Here is a 23403-nt window from a genome sequence, read left to right as displayed (position 1 = left end):
ACATGGACGCAGCATGGATGCAGCATGGACGGTTTTCGGGGCAAAGCTCAGAAACCGTCCATTTTCGTATGATTTCGCGGTCTTACGTCATATCGGGACCGTACAATAGGCAGGGTTACACCAATACTTCACATTCAAGGGAGGATGCCTTGGCACAGGAAGATGTTGCGCCGATTCGCGTTGGATTGTTGGGCGCGGGCACGGTCGGCTCTCAGACCGCACGCCTGCTGGTGGAGCAGAAGGAAGAGCTTGCCGCACGCATCGGTCGACCGATCGAACTGACCGGCGTCGCCTGCCTTGATCCGTCGGAAACCGACCCGTTCCCGTGGATCGACAAGTCCGTGGTGACCACCGACACCATGAGCGTGGCCACCAATGCCGACATTGTGGTCGAGCTGATCGGTGGAACCGGCGTGGCCCGCAAGTTCGTGCTTGCGGCCATCGAATCCGGCGCTTCCGTGGTCACCGCCAACAAGGCGTTGCTGGCCAAGTATGGTCCGGAAATCTATGCGGCCGCCGAAACCAAGGGCGTTGACATTTACTTCGAAGCCTCCGTGGGCGGTGCGATTCCGTTCCTCAAGCCGCTGCGCGAATCCCTCGTCGGAGACAAGGTGACGAGTATGCTCGGCATCGTCAACGGCACTACGAATTACATTCTTGACGAAATGACCACCAAGGGCCTCGACTTTGACGACGTGTTGAAGGACGCTCAGGCCAAGGGTTATGCCGAAGCCGATCCGACCGGAGACATCGAGGGCTACGATGCGGCCAACAAGGCGGCCATCATGGCCACGCTTGGCTTCCACACCAACGTGACCATCGACGATGTGTCTGTTGAGGGCATCACCAAGATCACCGCCGACGATATTGCCGCCGCAACCTCCGAAAACAAGGTCATCAAGCTGTTGGCCGTGGTGGAGAACGGCGAGGCCGGCGTGTCTGCCCGCGTGTATCCGGCGCTGATTTCCAACGATCATCCGCTGGCTTCTGTGCACGGCTCTTTCAACGCGGTGTTTGTGAAGGCCGAAGCGGCCGACGATCTCATGTTCTACGGCCGTGGCGCTGGCGGCGCTCCGACCGCTTCCGCGGTGGTCGGCGATGTGGTGACCGAGGCTCGTCACATCGCACAGGGCTGCACCGGCCCGGCCATTCCGCTGTATAAGGATTTGAAGAAGGCTCCGATCGAGGCTTCCAAGGCCGAGTTCGCCGTGCGTTTCGTGATTCACGACAATCCGGGCGTGCTGGCAGCCATTGCGGCCAAGTTCGCCGAGCATGGCGTGTCCATCAATGGTGTGAACCAGGACCTCAAGCCTACGCTGAAGGATCCGGGTTATGATGGCGAACTGCAGCAGCTGCGCTTGGTCACGCACATGACCGACGAATTGACCCTGCGCGAAACCGTGGAAGACGTGTGTGCACTCGACTGCGTGGTCGGAGAGCCTTCCATCCTCCGCGTGCTTAACTAACAGTCATGAGACGGCTGCTCAAATCGTTGCGATTGGGCAGCCGTCTCTTTGTTCATATTCCGGCTGCTGTGTTGGGCAATTGCTTGCCGATTGTTTGCTGAATTACCTGCCGATTATGGGCTTGAATTTGACTCTTGTACCCTTTCGGGTATACGGTGCTACATTTGTAAAGAATATGTGACGAAGGACGACGAGAGATGACTCCAGTTACTCGTAAAGTACGCGTACGTGTTCCGGCCACCAGCGCCAACCTTGGTTCTGGCTTCGATACGGTCGGACTTGCTCTGGACTACCACGACGAACTTGAATTCACACTGAGCGCCGATCCGGTGAACACTGCGGCTCAGGTGATGATCGAAGGCGAAGGCGCCGATACTCTCCCGCGTGACGAAACCCACTTGGTGGTTTCCACGTTCCGCCGCGCATGCCAGACCTTTGGTCTGGGCCGTGTGGGCTTCATTCTTCAGGCTCACAACAACATTCCTCAGGCACGAGGCATGGGCTCTTCCGCAGAGGCCATTGTGGCGGGCATCGCAGCCGCGGCCGCCTTCGCGCAGGACGACGAACTCAACCGTGATGCCGTGTTTGAGCTTGCTGCGGCCATCGAAGGCCATCCGGACAACGTGGCTCCGGCCGTGTACGGCGGGCTCACCATGTCTTGGGACATGGAAACCCCCGAAGGCGTCGGTTCCGTGCCGATTCCAGGTGGCGAGCCGTTGCACAAGGGCTTCCATACCATCAACTATCGTGTTGCCGACGATCTGACCTCAGCCGTGTTCGTGCCGGATTATGAACTGTCCACCGAAAAGGCGCGTCAGGCGCTGCCGGGTCAGCTGGCGTTCAAGGATGCCGTGCACAATGTGTCTCGCGTGAGCCTGCTGCCGGCCGCCATGAATCCTGCGATGCTGGCGACTGGTCAGCGTCAGGACGTCAACGCGTTGCTGTTCGCCGCCACGCAGGATCGTCTGCATCAGCCGTATCGCGCTCCTTTGATGGAGTCGTCGTGGGCGCTGATCCAAAAGCTGCGTTCCCGCGGTTTCGCGTCCATGGTTTCCGGCGCCGGCCCATGCGTGCTCGTGCTGCATCATGGCGACGCCCGCGAACAGTTGGAACAGCTTGCTTCCGAAGAGCTCGCTTCCGGCCATTGGCGTGTGCTGCATTTGGGCGTCGACACCAAGGGTGTGCAGGTGGAACGCGCATGAACAACTCCATTCCGCTGATTCTCGCTTCCAAATCCAAGCCTCGCCGTGATGTGCTCTTCTCGGCGGGCATTTGCCCCACGATTCGCGTATCGAACGTGGACGAGCCGGCAGCGCTTGAGCGCGAAGCGGCTGCCATGGGCGTTGCCGTAAGCGATCTGAGCGTGGAACAGCGGGTGATGATTCTCGCTACGGCCAAAGCCGAAGCCGTGCATCAGGCGTATCGTAACGTTGCTTCCACCGCCGCGGCTGCGCACGGCGATCGTGTGGTCGGATTTCCGCTGAAAGCCGTTGCTGAATCTTCCGAATATTCAAATAATGCTGAAAATACTGGAGATTCCGAATCTTTAGAACATCATCGTGTTACGTTGCGTGCGGACGAAGTGCAGTCTGCTTCCGATGTGAAGACCCGCGATTTTTCGGGAGTCACCATTCCTACGATCACCGAATCGATTGCTGATTTCGTTGATGGCAAGCCGAGCCTGACCCGTGCGAAAGTCGGTCCGTTGATCCTCGGCTGCGATTCCATGTTCCTTCTTGACGGCGAATGCTATGGCAAGCCGCATAGCGCTGACGTGGCGCGGGAACGGCTGCGCGCCATGCGCGGCGCCACCGGCGAATTGTGGACGGGACATTGCCTGATCGACTTCGCCACCGGGCGCATCGCGCGAGGCGCAAGCAGGGCCACGCTGCATTTCTGCGAGTATTCCGACACCGATATCGAACGGTACATCGCCACCGGAGAGCCGTTGGAGGTGGCTGGTTCCTTCACGCTCGAAGGTTTTGGGGGAGCATTCATCGACTCCATCGAAGGCGATCCGCACGGCATTATCGGCTTGAGCCTTCCGCTGGCGCGCCGCTTGGCCGCCGAACTCGGTGTGGAATGGACGGACCTGTGGAATGTGACGCGAGCCGATCAAGAACCGAACGTTGAACACGATTCGCGAACCGGTGCCGCAAAACCGCTTCCTCCCAAGGAAAACGTGCATCAGCCGGGTGATGGTTGGATTGATTGCGATTGCGGCCGCAAGCATTGGGGCACCAATGGCGCGTCCGGCGTGCTGCTGGCCCGCCGAAGCGAACAGACCGGCGAAGTGACGCATGTTGTCATGCAGCATCGCGCGGTGTGGAGCGCGGAAGGTGGCACATGGGGCATTCCAGGAGGTGCCACTGCCGACGGTGAAAGCCCGATCGAGGGTGCGCTGCGCGAATCGTACGAGGAAGCCAACATCACGCCGGAAGATATCGACGTGGTCGGCTCGTATTGCGAGGATCACGGCCCGTGGGCCTACACCACCGTGTTCGCTTTCGAAAAGCCGGGGCACCGCGTAGAGCCGAAGGCCAACGACGACGAAAGCATGGAAATCGAATGGGTGCCGATTGAGGAAGTCCCCAATCGTAAACTGTTGACCGCCATGCGTACCGACTGGCCGAATTTCGCCGCGCGACTCGCGCAAATGGCTGCAAAATAGCCGCTGTTAGCGCTAACCGGGGTTGCGTGTAGAATAGTCGAAAGTAACAACGGTAGTGTGCGGAAGGCGACGGAGCATGGCAGGCAAGCGCAATGCGGCGAACAAACGCCCCTCGATGTTCGAAGTGGCGAAAATGGCTGGCGTCAGCCATCAAACGGTGTCGCGCGTGATCAACCATTCCCCCGACGTGTCTGACGCGACCCGCGAAAAAGTGCAGAAGGCCATCGATGCGCTCGGCTACCGCCCCAGCAATTCCGCGCGTGCGCTCGCCTCGCATCGATCCCGCACTATCGGTTTGATTGCGGGTGGGCAGCGTTTTTATGGCCCGATCTCCGCGATTTCCTCGATTGAGGCGATGGCGAGGCAGCATGGCCTGTTCATGTCGGTGAGCATGGTGCACGAAGCGCTCTGCTCGCAGACGGAATTCGACGAATTGTGCTCGACGTTCGATGAGATGAACGTGGACGCGTTTATTTTCCTCACACCGACGGATGTTATGTTCTCTGCCGCCTGCCGTGCGCAGATTACGCAGCCGCGCGTGATCGTTACCTCCACGCATGGCAATGTCAGTGTGCAAGACGGTTTGCGCCTGATGAAGCCCGCTGACCGTCGCCGCGTGTCCGTTGTGGGCGTGGACCAGTGGGCTGCCATGGCCGACGTGATGCATTTGGTGGTTGAGTATGGGCATCGTTCCGTGCTTTATTTCGCAGGTCCGAAGGAATGGCGTGACGCCGCCACGCGTTTGATGGCGTGGAATAAGCTGTGCGCGGCCAATACGGTGAGTTCCGTCACCGTGCAATGCGAAACCTGGGAATCGACCGAAGCGTACGGCAAGATGAACCATATTCTTGAAAATATCGGTCGAACCGGCGGAAATCTGCCGACATGCATGGTGTGTGCGAACGACAGCCAGGCTGTTGGCGTGGCTCGCGCGCTGCACGAGCATGGCATGCGTATTCCGCAGGATGTGAGCTTGGTCGGCTTCGACGACATGCCCGCCATGGACAACATGTACCCGCCGCTGACTACGGTTCGTCCGGATTTTGAACAGCTCGGCATTGCCGCTATGCGTGAGACGCTGTTTTTGCTGGGGGAGGGCGATGAGAATTCGTTCGCCTCGTCGCAGCATGGCGTTGGTCTGATTTCCGCAAAGGTGATCGGGCGTACATCTTTGGGCACCGCCAGCCGTCGCTGAATATTTCCTGCGATTCTCGTATCTCTTTTTGCCGCATGTGCTGCGATTGCCGGATTTCGCAATGCCGGTATATCAAGAAAATCGGCTGACGATCTGCTGGTAGCACGTTGACGATTGCGTGACACGTCGAACTTGTATAGTCGCCATTTTCTGTTTAGAATAGTGAGCGTTAACAGTGAGCGCTAACATTCCGTCGACAATGTGGTTGTGAGGCGCTCGGATGCAAGGAGTTTGAAACTATGGCGCAAGAGCAGGGACTTGACGATCGCATCGCGCTGACCGCCGAGAAAATCCGCGCTGGCAAGACGAGTCTGGGCATCGAATTCGGCTCTACCCGAATCAAGGCCGTGCTCATCGACGACACGTACACCACCATCGCAGCCGGCGACTACGGCTGGGCCAGCCACTTGGAAGACGGCCTGTGGAGCTATTCGCAGGAAGAAATCTGGACCGGGCTACAGACCGCATACGCGGCGCTCGCCAAAGATGTCGAAAACGCCTACGGCGAAAAGCTCACCCGCGTGGGACGCATCGGCTTCTCCGCCATGATGCACGGCTATCTCGCCTTCGATAAGAACGGCGAACTGCTGGTGCCGTTCCGCACTTGGCAGAACACCAATACTTCCGAAGCGCACGAGAAGCTTTCCGAACTGTTCCAGTACAACATTCCGGAACGCTGGTCCATCGCACACCTGTACCAGGCCGTGCTCAACGACGAAGAGCACATTGGCAAGGTCGATTTCTTCACCACCCTCGCCGGCTACGTGCACTGGAAGCTCACCGGCAAGAAGGTGCTCGGCGTTGGCGACGCATCCGGTATGTTCCCGATCGACCCGACCACGCACACCTACGAAACCGAATTCATCGAGAAGTTCAACGCGATTCCGGAAGTCGCAGCCCAGCCGTGGAAACTCGCCGACCTGCTGCCGGAGCCGCTGGTCGCCGGCACTCCTGCTGGAACGCTGACCGAGGAGGGCGCCAAGCTGCTCGACCCGACCGGCACGCTGCAGCCGGGCATTACCTTCGCCCCGCCGGAGGGTGACGCGGGCACCGGCATGGTGGCCACCAACTCCGTGCGTGTGCGCACCGGTAACGTTTCCGCCGGCACCTCCATCTTCGCCATGGTCGTGCTCGAACACAAGCTGGAACGCCTGCATCCGGAAGTCGACCTCGTCACCACTCCGGCTGGCGATCTTGCAGGCATGAGCCACGCCAACAACTTCACGTCCGACCTCAACGCATGGGTTGGCCTGTTCGGCCAATTCGCAGCCGCGATCGGCACTCCGGTCGACGCCGGCACCCTGTATGGCACGCTGTTCCGCGCCGCCATCGCAGACGACGTCGATTCCAGCTGCGGCGGACTCATCAACTACCCGTTCCGCTCCGGCGAATTCCTTGCAGGACTCCCCGAAGGCCGTCCGCTGTTCGCACGCGGTCCGGAAGCCCGCATGAGCCTCGGCAACTTCATGCGCGCCCAGCTGTTCAGCGCCTTCTCCCCGGTGAAGATCGGCATGGACGTGATGACCAAAGACGAAGGCGTTGCCGTTGACTCCCTCGTTGGTCACGGTGGCATCTTCACCACCCCGAAGGTTGCCCAGAAGATCCTCGCAGCCGCATTCGATACGCCGATCAAGGTGATGTCTACTGCAGCCGAAGGTGGCGCATGGGGCATGGCCGTACTCGCCGACTACCTGTGGCACGCCGATCAGCCGCTCGACGAATTCCTTGACGCTCGCGTATTCGCAGATGCAGCTTCCACCACGGAAAATCCGGACGAAAACGACGTTGCAGGATTCGAGGAATTCTTCGATCGCTTCCGCAAGGGACTGCCGATTGAGCACACGGCAATCGCAAATATTCCCTTGGAAACCAAGTAAGTTTTGTAGAAAGGAAACATATCATGGCAACTTTGGCTGATTACGGCCCGGAAGTACGCGCCGAAGTCAAGCAGGTGCGCGAAGTCGTGGCCACCCTGCACGAGCAGCTCATCAAGTGGAACCTCGTGGTGTGGACCGCCGGCAACGTCTCCCAGCGTCTGCACACCGCCGACCTGATGGTCATCAAGCCCTCCGGCCTGCGTTACGAGTACCTCACCCCGAGCTCGATGGTCGTTTGCGACCTCGACGGCAACGTGGTGGACGGTTCCGAAGCCCCGAGCTCCGACACCGCCTCCCACGCCTACATCTACCGCCACATGCCCGACGTCTACGGTGTAGTGCACACCCACTCCACCTACGCCACCGCATGGGCGGCCACCGGTCAGAACATTCCTTGCGGTCTGACCATGATGGGTGACGAATTCGGCGGTCCGGTGCCGGTAGGTCCCTTCCGTCTTATCGGTTCCGAAGCCATCGGCGAAGGCGTGGTGGAAACCCTGAAGAAATATCCGAAGTCCCCGGCCGTGCTCATGCAGAACCATGGCCCGTTCACCATCGGCAAGGATGCTGAAGGCGCCGTCAAGGCGGCCGCTATGACCGAAGAGGTCGCCCGCACCATGTGGGCCGCCAAGCAGATCGGCGACATCATCCCGATTGCCCAGGAAGACATCGACAAGCTTAACGACCGTTACACCAACGTCTACGGACAACACTGAGCTGCAAATCAGCGATCGCAATCGAAATAATAATTTAAAAACTCCATAAACAACGAAGTAAAGGAACAATCAAATGGCAATGGAAAACCCGTTTGAAGGCAAGGAAGTCTGGTTCGGCGTCGGATCCCAGGATCTGTACGGCGAGGAAGCGCTGCGTCAGGTGGCCGAGCAGTCCGGCGAAATCGTCGACGCGCTCAACGCAACCGGCAAGATCCCGGTCAAGGTGGTGCTTAAGCCGACCCTGAAGTCCTCCGACGGCGTCAAGGCCTTCATGGTAGAAGCCTCTGCCAACCCGAACGTTATCGGCGTGATCACCTGGTGCCACACCTTCTCCCCGGCCAAGATGTGGATCCGCGGCCTCGAAGTGCTCACCAAGCCGCTGCTGCAGCTCAACACGCAGCACCACTTCGAAATCCCGTGGGAAACCATCGACATGGACTTCATGAACCTGAACCAGGCCGCACACGGCGACCGTGAGTTCGGTTACATCCTGACCCGTCTGGGCATCAACCGCAAGATCGTGGTTGGCCACTACACCGATCCGGCCGTTGCCGAAGAAATCGGCACTTGGGCACGCGCCTGCGCCGGCTGGGATGCTTCCAACAACATGAAGGTCATGCGTTGGGGCGACAACATGCGCAACGTGGCCGTCACCGAAGGCGACAAGACCGAAGCCGAGCGCGTGTTCGGCGCATCCATCAACACTTGGGCCGTCAACGAGCTCGTCGCAGCCTACGAAGCCGTCAAGGACGATCAGGTCAAGAGCATCATCGAAGACTACAAGGCCAAGTACGACGTTGATCCGGCTCTGCTTGACGCCAAGTACGATTCCCTGTTCATCGCGGCCAAGGAAGAAGCCGCCATGGTCAACATGATGCGCGCCAATGGCTGCACCGCCGGCGTCGACAACTTCGAAGACTTGGGCGCCCTCCCGCAGCTGCCGGGCGTTGGCCCTCAGCGCTTCCCGTCCGAGTACGGCTTCGGCTTCTCCGCCGAAGGCGACTGGAAGACCGCAGTGCTCGTGCGCATCGGTGCAGTGATGGGCTACGGCCTCGAAGGTGGCGCTTCCCTCATGGAGGACTACTCCTACAACTTCACCCCGGGCAACGAGATGATCATGGGCTCCCACATGCTCGAAGTCTCCCCGTCCGTCGGCACCATCGCCAAGCCGAAGCTGGAAATCCATCCGCTCGGCATCGGCGGCAAGGCCGATCCGGTGCGCTTGGTCTTCACCGTCGCCCCGAAGAAGGACGCCGTCGTCGTGTCCATGTCTGACGTGCGCGAACGCTTCCGCCTGACCATGAACCTCGTTGACGTGGTCGAGCCGCTTGGCGAACTCAAGCAGCTGCCGTGCGCCCGTGGCCTATGGAAGCCGCAGCCGGACCTCAAGACCTCCGCCGAGTGCTGGCTGCGTTCCGGCGCATCCCACCACACCTGCATGACCACCTCCGTCGGCCGCGAGGCTTGGGAAGACTTCGCCCGCATCGCCGGTGTCGAACTCGCCACCATCGACGCGAATACCAAGGCCGCAGAATTCGAGCGCGACCTTGAGATCTCCGAAATGTACCACCGTCTCAACAACCGTCACTGACATAACGGAGCGTTAACGGCACGGCAGAAGACTCGACGTACCCTCGTACGCCTTCGCCTTCTGCCGCACCGTTACCGCACGCGTTATGCACTGACGGAACCGTCACTGATTGTCGCTTTACTGACAATGGCTGATGGAGTGTCGTTAGACATTCTGGATTCATCACTAATCTCTGCCATATGAGCGCCGGCAGGTCGGATTAATTCCGATCGCCGGCGCTCGTTTGTATTCCTCGAAAGTTGTACAGACAGAACAAAAGCGTGGGGTGTGAGAGAACGTTTATATTCTCTCGCACCCCACGCGTTTATGCATTATGCGATTCAGCGCTTGCCGTTGTAGATCTGCTGATCGATCACGTTGGCGAACACGCGGTTCACTGCCGGACGCACCACTTTCAGTGACGGAGTCAGGCACTTGTTGCTTTGCGTGAACTGGGTGTCGAGCACTACGAACTTGCGTACGGATTCAGCGCGCGAAACCGTTGCGTTCGCCTTGTCCACATACTTCTGAATCTCATCATGTACGGCAGCGGCGGTCGCGATGCGGTCGAGCGGAGTGTCTGCAGACAATCCTACGGACGGCAGCCAAGCTGCCAATCCTTCCGGATCCAGCGTAATCAGCGCACCGATGAACGGGCGATTGTCGCCGACAACCACCGCATGCTCCACAATCGGGCACTTTGCAATCTCCTGCTCCATCGGAATCGGGGAAACGTTCTTGCCGCCGGCGGTGATAATAATATCCTTCTTGCGTCCGGTAATCGTAATACGGCCTTCATCATCGATCGTTGCCAAATCGCCGGTGCGCAGCCAGCCATCTTCGGTGAACACTTCAGCGGTTTTCTCCGGCAGATTATGGTATCCCATGAACACGTTCGGGCCCTTCACCTGCAGTTCGCCATCTTCGGAAATGCGAATCGACGAGCCCGGGGCAGGCTGGCCAACGGTGCCGATCACATTGTCTGTCACGCGGTTCGCGGCGAACGGTGCTGCGGTCTCCGTCATGCCGTAGCCTTGGATCATCGGCAGTCCAATGCCGTTGAAGAAGTGTGCGAGTGACACGTCGAGCGGAGCACCACCACAGGCAACAAACCTGATCTTCGGACCCAACGCTCCGCGAACGGCGCGATACACGGAAGCCTCATATGAAAGATGCTGTGCGATCTGCTTGGCGGTCGGACGTTCTCCGGCCTGTTGCATGCGAGACCAGTCGCGTGCAGCTTCGGCTGCCTTGAGGAACAGGCGTCCCTTCCAGCCCATGCCAGCCTTGCGGGAGGCCGCGTTATACACTTTTTCGAACACGCGCGGCACGCCCAGCAGGTACGTTGGTTCGAACGAGCGCACGTCCGGAAGCAGCGTCTTCGTGTCGGGCAGGTAGCCGACCACGCCATCGTCGGAAGCGATCGACGCATACTGAATGAAACGCGCGAAGCAGTGCGCAAGCGGCAGGAACAGCAGCAAACGCGGCTGATCGTCAAGAATTATCTCATGCAATGCGATGCTGCCTGCGCGCGTGATACTCACAAAATTACGGTGCGAAAGTTCGGCGCCCTTCGGAGCCCCCGTGGAACCGGAGGTGTATACGATGGTGGCCAGGTCGTCGGCTTTCACCGACGTGATACGCGACTCGAGCTCCTCGTCGGAAACGGTCACGCCCATACCTTCCAACGCGCCCATCGCATTGGAGTCGAGCATGAGAATGTGCTGCAGGTTCGGGCAGTGGTCGATCACGGAATCCAAGCGGTCGAAACGTTCGCGATCATCGGCGATGGCGAGCTTCACGCTGGAATCGTTGAGAATGCGTTCGGCCTGCGCCGCGGAATCGGTGTCGTAGATCGGCACGTTCACCGCGCCGATTGCGGCCAGCGCGAAGTCGAGCACACCCCATTCGTAACGGGTGGTGGAGAAAATGGTGACGGCATCGCCCTTGTTGATGCCGAATGCGATGAGGCCTTTCGCTGCGGCGATCACGTCATTGTGGAATTCGCCGGTGGTCACCTCGACCCATTTGCCCGGACCGGTTTTACGTTCCGCGATGATGGTGCTTTCTCCGGTGCGTTCGATGCGTTCGGTGAGCAGGGAGTAGATGGTTTCGTCGTCGCGTACCTCAACGGAAGTTCCCGGGGTGGTGTACTCGGTGAGCATGAAGCGTTCTCTTTCTCGCGGTTTTTGCGTTATTTCCGCGTATTTCTGCTTGTGATGCGTGCGGGAGCGATACAAACCGTGTGTCCGCGTTTCCTACCCCTTGCGCACCTCGTATATGGTAAGTTACGGGTCCGTAAGTCTGCATTGTGAGAAGCGACAAGAAATATTTGAGCAACTTTGTATGAACTGACAAACGATTGAAAATCGTCAAAAGTCAAACGATGGGTGTCGCGCTGTGTCTGTTCAAAAAAAGTTTGACGTAACGGTTGCGGGGGTGTTGCCATGCTTCCCGAATATCCCCGAAACGACGGTAAAATCAGCGAAATGCGAAGAAATGGTGGTGCGAGCGATTTTTATCGAGTACACTCACGAGTGACGCAATTTACCCCTTGCGTCAGAGGGCTGCCTGCTCAACGGCGAACATCCAGCCTTTCTCTTTTCAACGTTGCTGATTTGAGGTCGATTATGGCAATTCGATTGCGACGGTTCGCTGTATGCAATGCGCCCTTGACGATTGCGAGCTGCCTTGGATAGGCTGAAAACGGTTTGCCACGCACCGGTTTTCCCGTATTGGCCTGTTGCGATTCGTTCGTTGGATGCATGGCGATTGCGCTTTGGGCCGTAGGCGAGCTGGCAACGCGAGCGCGCTCATTGGACGGAAGGTGTTTATGTTTGACAAGAGGCTGTTTTCCCTCGCTCCCGGCGTGGGGAGGTTGGTTGCGGCGAAAGTGTTCTGCCAATGGATCGGGTTGCTGTCCAACGTCGTATTCGTGGTGACGGTGGTGGTCATGCTTTCGCCGGTGCTTGCCGTGGTGGAATCGGCGTTCGATCCAATGTTCTCCATGGGCGATAGTGGCCTGCTTTCCCGCATGTTCGTCGGCCTTGGCTACGGCGGATTCAGTGCGGAAACGTATATCGGATGCGTGCTGGCGATTGTGGTCTGTGCGGTTCTGCGTTTTCTGATGATGCGCGCCGCGGCCTATTTCGGCGCAGAAGCGGCCGAGCGTGTCAAACTCGCTTTGCGTGAACAATTATTCAATAAAATGCTTGCGATTGGACCGTCGTATTCGCAACATATCAGTACTGCCGATGTGGTGCAATCTGCCGGTGAAGGCATTGAACAAATCCAAAGCTTCTTCGAATTATTCCTACCACAACTGTTTTATGCGATTCTCGCACCGGTAACGTTATTTTTTATAGTTGCGCCGATTAATATGCCGACGGCTGTTACATTGCTTGTATGCGCGCCGTTGATTGTATTGATTGTTGGCATGGTCGCAATGCGCGCAGCCCGAGTATTCAAAAAATATTGGGGAAAATACACCGACATGGGATCTGTGTTTCTTGACAATGTACAAGGTCTTGAAACGCTGAAAACTTTTGACGCCGATGCGCATGCCGCCAAGAAAATGAGCGAGCAAGCGGAACAATTCCGCGTAATGACCATGAATGTTCTGCAAATTCAATTGCGCTCGCTTACCGCCATGGACGTCGTCGCATACGGGGGTGCCGCGGCCGGCGTGGGCGTGGCGATCTGGCAGTATGCGAGCGGTGCCGCATTGCCGCTTGCCGGCGTGCTGCTGATAGTGCTTCTTTCCGCGGATTTCTTCATTCCGCTGCGCCAATTGGGGTCGTTCTTCCATGTTGCGATGAACGGCATGACTTCAACCAAGCGTATTTTCGCATTGCTTGATACGCCGATTCCTGCGCACGGAATGCAGGGAATGCCGGAATTCGGCGCTTCCGATAACGGTGTGGACGTGTGCTTTGATGACGTGTCGTTCCGATATGCGGACGTGGCTGCGGATACGGCTGTGGCGGATGTGGAAACCGGGGAAACCGGGGAAACCGGGGAAAAATCCGGTGTGGTTGGTGCCGGAAAAACAGGCATGCCGAAAGATGACGATGGTTCGGTCGTCGCATTGCATGGCGTCTCTTTCACTGCGCGGCGCGGGCAGGTGACCGCCATCGTCGGTCCGTCCGGATCCGGCAAATCTACCGCCGTCGAACTGCTCGCCGGAAATCTTTCCGGATATGAAGGATGTATGTGGCTGCGGCCCGGAAACGCAGGAAATAACCCGACGCAACGGTACCAAATCGCCGATCTTTCCATCGAATCCCTTACGAGAGAAATCGCCATCGTGGCGGCGCAAAGCCACCTTTTTGCAGGGACGTTGCGCGACAATCTGCTGATGGCCAAGCCGGATGCCACCGAAAACGAACTGTGGCAAGCGCTGGAAGCAGCACATATCGACGAATTCGTGCGTGCACAATCGCAAGAACTTGACCTGGCCATCGAACAGGGCGCAAGCAACCTGTCCGGAGGCCAAAAACAGCGTATCGCCATCGCTCGCGCATTGCTGCGGGAGTCTGCCGTCTACATTTTCGACGAAGCCACCAGCAGCGTCGATGCGGAAAGCGAAACCCTGATTCTGCAAACCATTCGTGCGCTTGCCGATCGCGGCAAAACCGTGATCATGGTGACGCATCGCATGGCGAATGCGGCCGACGCTGATTATGTGGTGGTGTTCGAACGCGGGCGCGTGACGGAGCAGGACGCACATGCCGAACTCATGCGAGCCAACGGAACATACGCCAAACTGTTCCAAGCCCAGCAAACCGTGGAAAACGTAGGTCTACGCAATAACGCAACCCATTCCACCTCTGCATCCCACGCACTTAAAGCGTCCGATTCTGCAGAATCAGTCACGCAGCGTGCGGAAATGGGTCTCCAAGTGTCCGATTCTGCAGAAACGGACGCACAGGGTGCGAAAACGGGCGTTCGTATGTCCGATTCGGCAGAATCGGACGCGAAGGCAATGCCGACGGCGCGGGTGATTGCGCGTTTGCTCAAAGAGGTTGGGCCGCAGCGCAAGTACATGATCGTCGCGTGCGTCTGCGGCACGCTCGGCCATCTCGCCGCCACTTTCCTGCCGGTGTTCGGCATCGCGGCGGCCTTCGCCGCAGTCGGCTCGCCGGTCTGGAACCTCAGCGTTCCCGCGGCGCTCGCAGCCATGGCCGTGTGCGCGCTGATCCGCGGCGGCATGCGTTACGCTGAACAGTTCATGAACCATAACGTGGCGTTCCGTCTGCTTGCGCTATTCCGTGCGAAAGCCTTCGCAGCCCTGCGCCGTCTCGCCCCCGCCAAGCTTGCGGGCAAAGGCAAAGGCGACCTGATCGCACTGGTCACCACCGACGTGGAACTGCTGGAAATCTTCTTCGCACACACCATCAGCCCGATCGTCATCGCCGTTGTGACCACCGTCGTCTACACACTCGCACTGCTCACCCTAAGCGCACCCCTCGCTGTGACGTTGGTCATCGCGCACCTCACCGTCGGCGTCATACTGCCAAAGTTGTTCGCGTCGGCGGTGCGAGGCGTCGGTCCGAAACTCCGCGAGGAATCCGCCGCCCTTGACGACGAAATGCTTGACGATATGCGCGGTATCGGCGAAATCATCCGCTTCGGCCAAGGCGATGCCCGGCTCGCTTCCATCACGCGGCGCACTCTTTCATTGTGGGGCAAACGTTTACGATTGAGTGCGAAGAATGGCGATTTTGCAGGATTGGGCGCGGTGTTGGTGATGCTGTTTACCGCAATTGCAGCTTTCCTTGTGATGACGTTGTGCACCGTGGTTTCCACTGCCGCCGATATGCCGGAAGGCCTGATTTGGATGGGTTCCGCGGATTCGAACGCCCCTGCGCTGGTTGCGGCTTTTGTATTGCTTGTCAGCTCGTTTGGTCCGACGCTTGCATTGAGCGCGCTGCCGGCGAATTTGACGCAAACGTTTGCTTCGGCACGTCGCCTGTTCGCATTGATGGATGAGGTTCCCGCTGTGGTTGAGCAGGGTGCCGAACGCCCGGAATATCAAGGCATGACAATGCGCGACGTCACATTCGGCTATGGATCCGGCGCCCGTATTTCCGGCGAACGCACGCCAAACGGGCGGTCGGAGTATGCGACTGGCATGAGTCCGGCACGCTCCGCGGAAGCGCAATCCTCCGGCGAACAAGGTGCCGGCATCGCCTCGCAACCGGTGCTCGACCATGTTTCACTCGATGTTTCACGGCAGGGCATTCTCGGTATTCAAGGCCCGTCCGGGCGTGGAAAATCAACGATGTTGAAACTGCTGATGCGCTACTGGGATCCGGATTCCGGCACGATTTCGCTGTCGAATATTCCATTGCCTCAGGTTGACGCTGGCTGGCGTCGCCGTGTGCAGACGATGATGGGGCAGGAGACGTATCTGTTCAACGGAACGATTCGCGAAAATCTCGCTATTGCCTGCGATTCTGCCGATTCCGCAGCGTCTGCCATTCCCGATTCCGTATTGCGCGAAGCGCTCGCCAAGGCGTCCGCGCTCGAACTGGTCGATGCGCTGCCGAACGGCTTGGATACGCAGGTCGGCGAGTTGGGCGGGCGCCTTTCGGAGGGCGAGAAACAGCGCATCGGATTGGCCCGCATGTTTCTTCGTGACGCCGATTTGGTGCTGTTCGACGAGCCGACGAGCCGTCTTGACGCCTATAACGAGTCGGTGATTCTCGGGTCGATCAATGATCTTGCTGAGCGGGGGAGCGCCGTCGTGCTGGTGTCGCACCGCGATTCCACCATGCGCATCGCTGATCGCATACTGCGTATGTAGTGCGCAATACGCGAATCCATTTGCACCCCCGTCCGCAATGTGGTCGTATGAAAATCATGCGTCATTCGTATTTCTTATAGCGTGCATCGAAAGTGCGGTCGAAAGGAGCCGTGCGCGCGAATCGAAAGCGAATGGCGCATATCAGGCAAGAAAAGCGAACGAAATTGCGGAATCGTCGGCGGAATCGAAATCGTAAGAAAATGAAACAATTATGAAAATGATAGTCAGAATTTAAGAAAAGCAACTTTTTGAGACGTGCAAATATTCAGTTCACATGATTTTGTAACGAAAAATCGTTAGTATCTGTGTCAAGAGATATCCGCTCTGCAGAAGGGTGGAATACGATTCGACGAAAGGCTGGCGATGGCCAACAACAGGAACGAACTGAACAAGAATCTGGCGCAGATGCTCAAGGGTGGCGTGATCATGGACGTCACCACCCCGGAGCAGGCGAAGATCGCACAGGATGCGGGCGCGTGCGCGGTGATGGCGCTTGAGCGTATTCCGGCCGATATTCGTGCTGCCGGCGGCGTTTCCCGCATGAGCGATCCTGCCATGATCAAGGGCATTCAGGAAGCCGTGTCCATTCCGGTCATGGCAAAGGTTCGTATCGGCCATGTTGCCGAAGCCCGCATTCTGCAGGCCATCGAAATCGACTACATCGACGAATCCGAAGTGCTGAGCCCCGCCGACGACGTGTACCACATCGACAAGAACCAGTTCGACGTGCCGTTCGTGTGCGGTGCTAAGAACCTGGGCGAGGCGCTGCGCCGTATCGCCGAGGGCGCGTCCATGATCCGCACCAAGGGCGAGCCGGGCACCGGCGATGTGATCCAGGCCGTGCGCCACATGCGCACCATGAACAAGCAGATCCGCGAGCTCGTCTCTTTGCGCGACGACGAAGTGTACGAGGCCGCCAAGCAGCTGGCCGTGCCGTACGATCTCGCCAAGTACGTGCACGACAACGGCCGTCTGCCGGTCGTCAACTTCGCTGCCGGTGGCGTGGCCACTCCGGCCGATGCCGCGCTCATGATGGAGCTGGGTGCCGAAGGCGTGTTCGTCGGCTCCGGCATCTTCAAGTCCGGAGATCCGGCCAAGCGTGCCGCTGCCATCGTGCAGGCCACCGCCAATTGGCAGGACGCCGACCTGCTCGCCCGCCTTTCCGAGAACCTCGGCGAGGCCATGGTCGGCATCAACGAAGACGAAATCGAAACCATCATGGCCGCCCGCGGCGAGTGATTGCGCTGTATTTTCGTGCGCTGTGCGCTGCGTGCGGCTGTCGGCATGTCTGTTCGACGCGCCGCGCGCAGCCCGTTTCGCATGATTCGCGATGGTTCAGGTAAGGAGATCCGATGGTTGTTGCCGTTGAATACATTTCGAAGGAAGAATCGACTGACGTTGCCGAAGGTGCGGCTTCCGCACAGCATGGCGTGACCGGCATCCTTGCGGTGCAGGGGGCATTCGCCGAGCACGCCGCGATGCTGGATCGGCTTGGTGCGCCGTGGAAACTGCTGCGTGCCGCCGAGGATTTCGACGATTCGATCGACCGCGTGATTCTGCCTGGCGGCGAAAGCACCACGCAGGGCAAATTGCTGCGTTCGACCGGCCTGTTTGAGCCGATCGCCGCGCATATCGCCGCTGGAAAGCCGGTATTCGGCACATGTGCGGGCATGATTTTGCTCGCTCGTCGTCTCGATAACGACGAGAACGTCTATTTTGGCGCGTTGGATGCGGTCGTGCGCCGCAATGCGTATGGACGTCAGCTTGGTTCGTTCGCTGCGACCGCCGATTTCGGTTCCGCTACTGGCGATTTCGCCATTTCGGTTGCGCCGGGGGAGCGCGTTCCGGAAAGTGCCGCTTCCGAGTCTATTGTGCTCAAGGATTTCCCGCTGGTGTTCATCCGTGGACCGTTCGTGGCTGAGGTTGGCGAGCGGGCCACGGTCGAAACGTCGGTCGACGGCAATGTGGTCGGCTTGCGCCAGGGCAACATTCTCGCTACGGCGTTCCACCCGGAACTGACCGACGATACCCGCATTCACGAGCTGTTCTTGGGCCTGTAAATCCGTAGCCTGTGGTCCATGTCGTGGCTTGACCAAGCGATCGGCGGCTTTCAAGGGTATTGTTTTGGAAGCCGCCGTTTTTATACGTGGTTTGCGGGTTGTTCGGGTTTATCTGGGTTTATTCGGGACTCTCTGGTCCTCTTCGGAGATATCCTCGGGATTCCGATGCCTCTGGGCATGCCTTGGCTGCCTTGTCTATTTCGAAAGAGTCGAATTTCCAGGCGGGAAACTGGCTTTTTCGCATACGGGGGCACTGTTCAAACGACTTTAAGCCGATTTTATACCCCCGTTTGTGAAAGGTCCCGTATTTTTTACCATTTTCGACTTTTTCGCGTAGGAGGGGCAACAAAAGTCATAGGTAGCCATTCGCCTTGCATTCAGAACTGATGCGTGGATTTTCCGATGAGCTCGCAACCCGTCCGAAAATGGGGAACTTGCTCAGAAATAGACTCACATCAATCCACAGGAATATCCACATTCATTGACCCAAATGGATTCTGCCATGGGTTATCCACAGCCGACACGCCTTTATCGCGCGTTTTTGCATTCTCCGACCACAACCCCGGTTCGGCTGGACAACTACGAATGTGCTTCAATACCGTCGAAACATGAATGAGATGTACAAACCTTTGATGGCTCGATCCCTTGAAGAAAGGCAGTCCATCACTTGGAAAGCGTGCCGTGAGGCTGTGTTGCTTGGTCCAGTCAGCCATATTTCGGCTGTCGATATGTGGAAGGTCGAACGGCCGTCGCAAACGAATTTTGTTTCGGACAAGCTACATGTCACCGTTTCGGACCCCCGATTGAGTCGTCTTTCGTCGCCGGATGCTTATGTGCATTGCTGGTCGGGGCTTGATTCAAGGCATATTCGATATACGACTGATGGCATTGGAGTCCTGAATGCGGAAACGACATGGGCGTTGATGGCGAAAGGCACGCAGGTTGACGGATTGACGGAATTGGGGGAATCGATGATTCGACATGGCAGGACCACCGAGTCGAAGTTGCGTGATTTCGTGGAACATGAGACGTTTCAATGCAAGGCAAAATGTTACGACGCGCTTACGTTGATGGACTCGCGCAGCGATTCACCTAAAGAGACGCAGACGAGGCTTTGTTTATATTCTTACGGATTGTGGGGTTTCACATCGAATTACACTGTTCCGGGAATCTCATTCGATAATGGCGCCGCGATTACGCTCGATTTGGCCGATCCGGAATTGCTGATCGGCATCGAGTATGACGGCGACCATCACCGCACGGACCGGACGCAATGGCGTCGTGACGCATGGAAGCGCAGACAGTTGGAAAGCATGGGATGGACGGTCGTCTCGGTTACTCAGCTTGATTTGTCGGATGAGCCGCACCGTGCTGCGTTTGCGATGAATATCGCCGCCATCCGTGCACGCAAGTTGGGACGTCCGATTGCGTTGAGCACGCCGCTTCCGTGGAGAAAGGTGGCCTGTCGTATGCGAAGAATGCGGAGAATCTGACTTTTTCGTGTATGGGAATGCTATCGGACACGCAATCGAAATTGACAGAATTGCAGAAGTATCTATTATAAAGTATTGTCAATAGATACACAGTTGTATCAAGTATGTTCGGAAAGGTGAGAATGTGCGGATCTTCAATGATGAGAGCAAGGAAAACAACAAATCCAAAGAACCTAGCCATACCAGTAACTCCGATAACCCCAATCGCCAGCCCTTCAAATGGCCGGAACTGCTGACCGACAACGGCAAAGGCATCGCATACGGCGGTGATTACAATCCCGACCAGTGGTCGGAAGACGTGTGGGACGAAGACGTCCGCCTCATGAAACAGGCCGGTGTCAATACCGTGGCCGTGGCCATTTTCAGCTGGGATCGCATTCAGCCGGAAGAAAACCGTTGGGATTTCGGCTGGCTCGACCGTATCATCGACAAGCTTGGCAAAGCCGGCATTGCGGTTGACCTGGCATCCGCAACCGCAACTGCACCGCTGTGGCTGTACGAAAAGCACCCGGAAGTGCTTCCGCAAGACAAGTTCGGTCACCCCGTCAATGCTGGATCCCGCCAATCCTGGAGCCCAACAAGCCCGGTATTCAAGGAATACGCGCTCACCCTGTGCCGCAAGCTGGCCGAACGTTACGGCACCAACCCGTACGTCACCGCATGGCATATGGGCAACGAATACGGCTGGAACAACCGTTACGACTATTCCGACAACGCGCTCAACGCATTTCGCCTGTGGTGCGAGCGTAAATATGGCACCATCGAAAACCTCAACAAGGCGTGGGGCACTACCTTCTGGGGTCAGGAAATGAACGGATTCCACGAAGTGCTCATCCCGCGCTTCATGGGTGCCGATTCCATGGTGAACCCCGGTCAAAAGCTTGATTTCGAACGCTTCGGCAACGATATGCTGCTCGACTTCTACAAGGCTGAACGTGATGCAATCGCCGAAATCTGCCCCGACAAGCCGTTCACCACAAACTTCATGGTCTCCACCGACCAGTGCTGCATGGATTATGCCGACTGGGCCGAAGAAGTCAATTTCGTGTCGAACGACCACTACTTCCACGAGGGCGAATCCCATATCGACGAGCTGTTCTGCTCCGACGCTCTGATGGATTCCCTCGCACTCGGCAAGCCGTGGTATGTGATGGAACACTCCACTTCGGCCGTGCAATGGAAGCCGCTCAACGCACGCAAGCGCAAGGGCGAAACCGTACGCGACTCCATCGCGCACGTGGCCATGGGCGCCGACGCCATCAACTTCTTCCAGTGGCGTGCCTCCGCATTCGGAGCCGAATCCTTCCACTCCGCACTCGTGCCCCACGCGGGCGAAGACACCAAACTGTTCCGCCAAGTGTGCGAACTGGGCGCAGCGCTGAAAACCCTCGGCGACGCTGGCGTGCAGGGCACCGAATTGGAACTCTCCGACACGGCGATCCTGTTCAGCGCGGAATCCGAATGGGCCACACGCTCCGAAACCCTGCCAAGCATGAAACTCAACCATTGGCACGACGTGCGCGACTGGTACCGCGCGTTCCTCAACGCCGGCACCCGCGCCGACATTGTGCCGCTGAAATACGATTGGAGCGCATACAAGACCGTCGTACTGCCGACCGTGATCATGCTCAGCGCCGAAGACACGCAGCGTTTGGCCGATTTCGCAGCCGCAGGCGGCCGTGTGGTCATCGGCTACGCAACCGGACTGATCGACGAAAACTTCCACACCTGGCTCGGCGGATACCCGGGAGCCGGAGACGGCCTGCTGCGCGAAATGCTCGGCATTCGCGGCGAAGAATTCAACATTCTCGGTGCGGAAGCCGAAGGTGAGCCCGCTGAGATTCGTTTGAGTTCCGGAGCGGTCACTCGCCTGTGGCAGAACGACGTGAACGTCGACGGCGAACGCGCGCAAGTGCTGGCCACCTACGAAGGCGAGGAAGCCGACGAATGGGAACTCGACGGCACCGCCGCAATCACCCGCAATCCGTACGGTTCCGGCGAAGCATATTTCGTCGGATGCGATCTCAACGTGGCCGATCTCACGCAATTCGTGAGCGCCAATATCGTGGAAGATTCTACGGATCCGGTCAATCCCGACGTGCTGCACACCGTACGCAAGTCCGCAGACGCAACCTTCGATTTCTACCTTCCGCGAGGCAAGAAAGAAATCGCATTGCAGGGCATCGACGGTGAGCCGGTCTACCTGTTCCAAACGGAAGCAGGGGAGCAGGCGGGCAGCTATACCGTGCATCGCAACGGTGTGCTCGTCGTAAAGCGCGCGTGATCCCGTGTGATTGATTGCGTGACCTCACGCAATCTCATGCAATCTCACATAACCCAGGCCCGCCATACTGAAACTTCAGGTGGCGGGCTTGCTATAACTGGTAAACTTTCATCGGCATATCGAACGATCCTGGAGATGAACATGGGCGAGTCAAAGCCGGAGCCGAAGCCGGACAAAAAACGCGTCACCCTACGAGACGTGGCCGAAGAGGCAGGCGTTTCACTCAAAACCGCATCCAACGTGATCAACCATTCCGGCCGTATGACCGACTCCACGCGAGAAAAAGTCCAGGAAGTCATCGACCGACTCGGATACCGCGTGAACGTGTCCGCGCGCAATCTCAACCGCGGCAAAACCGGTTTCATCACACTCGCCGTACCAACATTGACCGCCCCATACCTGTCGGAGCTCGCCAACCGCGTAATCGCCGCGGCCCGCGGCTACGGCTACTCCGTATACGTCACCACCTACGCCGAAGGATCCGCACAAGGAGCGCAATCACTCCTGCGCAACTTCAACACCACCGTCTCGGACGGCATGATCCTGTCGATCTCCGAAGTCGAAAACCTTGAAGCGGCGGACTTGGACGTGGACTATCCGCTCGTATGCGTGGGCGCGCGTTCCACACACGGCAAAGCCGACCACGTTACCCCCGACGATATTCAGGAAGCCCGACTCGCAGCCGAATACCTGTTCGACCATGGCGCAACCCGGCTCGCGGTGGTCGGATCGCGAACCGAACCGGAGCATATCGATTCCGTGCGTGAAGCAGTGGAAGGCAATGCGCAACTGCGACTCCGCGGCGTGCTCGAAGCATGCGCCGCGCGAGGTATCGAATTCGATTCGCGATTGGTGATGAACACGGGCCAGGATTGGACGATCGGCTCCGGCGCTCGAATTACGCAACAGCTCATCGATTCCGGAATTCCTTTCGACGGGATTGTGGCATTCAATGACCAGCTTGCGTTGGGTGCGCTGTTCACTTTGGCTGCGAACGGCATTTCCGTGCCTGAACAGATGCAGGTGATCGGCTTCGACAATATTGAAGAAGCCGCATATTTCCAGCCTCCGCTGACCACCATGGATTCTTGTCTCGACTGGATCGCGCCGACTGCGGTCAGCCGCATTCTCGACCGGATCGACGGCACGCGTGTGCTGGAGCCGAGTTGCATCACCACCCAGTCGCACGTGATCGCCCGCGCCACCACTCGCGTGTAGCTGACCTGACGCCTGCACAACTCCGATTTCAAGGCCAATTCCGGA

14 protein-coding genes are annotated in these 23403 nt (G+C 58.1%); 13 read left to right on the top strand and 1 reads right to left on the bottom strand.

Translation table 11 applies throughout. The features are described 5' to 3' along the window. Window positions 1–149: 149 nt before the first annotated feature. The 7 genes from NBH13_RS05335 to araA all read left to right on the top strand — a co-directional run bounded on the left by NBH13_RS05335 (window position 150) and on the right by araA (window position 9516). Window positions 150–1466, top strand: coding sequence for a homoserine dehydrogenase (locus NBH13_RS05335; protein ID WP_144171229.1), 1317 nt, complete (start codon window positions 150–152; stop codon window positions 1464–1466). A gap of 197 nt (window positions 1467–1663) precedes the next feature. After that, window positions 1664–2668 carry a homoserine kinase gene (gene thrB, locus NBH13_RS05330; protein WP_250779205.1) on the top strand — a complete coding sequence of 335 codons (1005 nt, stop codon included), beginning with the start codon at window positions 1664–1666 and terminating at the stop codon, window positions 2666–2668. Further along, on the top strand, window positions 2665–4137 hold the full coding sequence (locus NBH13_RS05325; protein WP_250779204.1) for a Maf family protein: 1473 nt from the start codon (window positions 2665–2667) through the stop codon (window positions 4135–4137). The genes thrB and NBH13_RS05325 overlap by 4 nt, the downstream gene beginning before the upstream one ends. Before the next feature lie 76 nt (window positions 4138–4213). Beyond that, on the top strand, window positions 4214–5332 hold the full coding sequence (locus NBH13_RS05320) for a LacI family DNA-binding transcriptional regulator (protein ID WP_144171231.1): 1119 nt from the start codon (window positions 4214–4216) through the stop codon (window positions 5330–5332). A 239-nt stretch (window positions 5333–5571) separates the two neighbouring features. After that, complete coding sequence (locus NBH13_RS05315; protein WP_250779203.1) at window positions 5572–7209, top strand: xylulokinase; 1638 nt, start codon at window positions 5572–5574, stop codon at window positions 7207–7209. Window positions 7210–7232: 23 nt separating this feature from the next. Continuing rightward, entirely contained in the window at window positions 7233–7925 is a 693-nt protein-coding gene (locus NBH13_RS05310; RefSeq protein WP_003833806.1) for an L-ribulose-5-phosphate 4-epimerase, read from the top strand. A gap of 73 nt (window positions 7926–7998) precedes the next feature. After that, a complete protein-coding gene (gene araA, locus NBH13_RS05305) occupies window positions 7999–9516 on the top strand; it encodes an L-arabinose isomerase (protein ID WP_065441009.1) in 1518 nt (505 codons plus the stop codon). A 320-nt stretch (window positions 9517–9836) separates the two neighbouring features. Here araA and NBH13_RS05300 read toward each other — a convergent pair whose 3' ends face one another. Beyond that, window positions 9837–11660, bottom strand: a complete 1824-nt coding sequence (locus NBH13_RS05300) for an AMP-dependent synthetase/ligase (RefSeq protein ID WP_250779202.1) — start codon at window positions 11658–11660, stop codon at window positions 9837–9839. A gap of 668 nt (window positions 11661–12328) precedes the next feature. On the opposite strand from NBH13_RS05300, the gene NBH13_RS05295 reads away from it, so the two are divergent. The 6 genes from NBH13_RS05295 (at window position 12329) to NBH13_RS05270 (ending at window position 23358) form a co-directional block, all read left to right on the top strand. Next, window positions 12329–16303, top strand: a complete 3975-nt coding sequence (locus tag NBH13_RS05295) for a thiol reductant ABC exporter subunit CydD/CydC (RefSeq protein ID WP_250779201.1) — start codon at window positions 12329–12331, stop codon at window positions 16301–16303. Window positions 16304–16666: 363 nt separating this feature from the next. Next, window positions 16667–17542, top strand: a complete 876-nt coding sequence (pdxS, locus tag NBH13_RS05290; RefSeq protein WP_004223372.1) for a pyridoxal 5'-phosphate synthase lyase subunit PdxS — start codon at window positions 16667–16669, stop codon at window positions 17540–17542. Between the two features lie 113 nt (window positions 17543–17655). Next, the gene (gene pdxT / locus NBH13_RS05285; protein ID WP_250779200.1) at window positions 17656–18363 is read left to right on the top strand and encodes a pyridoxal 5'-phosphate synthase glutaminase subunit PdxT; all 708 of its coding nucleotides are present in this window, start codon (window positions 17656–17658) and stop codon (window positions 18361–18363) included. Window positions 18364–18995: 632 nt separating this feature from the next. Next, complete coding sequence (locus NBH13_RS05280; protein ID WP_250779199.1) at window positions 18996–19856, top strand: putative endonuclease domain-containing protein; 861 nt, start codon at window positions 18996–18998, stop codon at window positions 19854–19856. Window positions 19857–20085: 229 nt separating this feature from the next. Beyond that, on the top strand, window positions 20086–22140 hold the full coding sequence (locus tag NBH13_RS05275) for a beta-galactosidase (protein WP_250779274.1): 2055 nt from the start codon (window positions 20086–20088) through the stop codon (window positions 22138–22140). Window positions 22141–22281: 141 nt separating this feature from the next. Beyond that, entirely contained in the window at window positions 22282–23358 is a 1077-nt protein-coding gene (locus NBH13_RS05270; protein WP_250779198.1) for a LacI family DNA-binding transcriptional regulator, read from the top strand. Window positions 23359–23403: the final 45 nt, after the last annotated feature.

Origin of the sequence: Bifidobacterium intestinale (assembly GCF_023656765.1) — a bacterium.
Taxonomy (GTDB): Bacteria; Actinomycetota; Actinomycetes; order Actinomycetales; family Bifidobacteriaceae; genus Bifidobacterium; species Bifidobacterium hominis.
The sequence above is the reverse complement of the archived record's forward strand: the minus strand, read 5'-3'. Positions and strand labels throughout refer to the sequence as shown.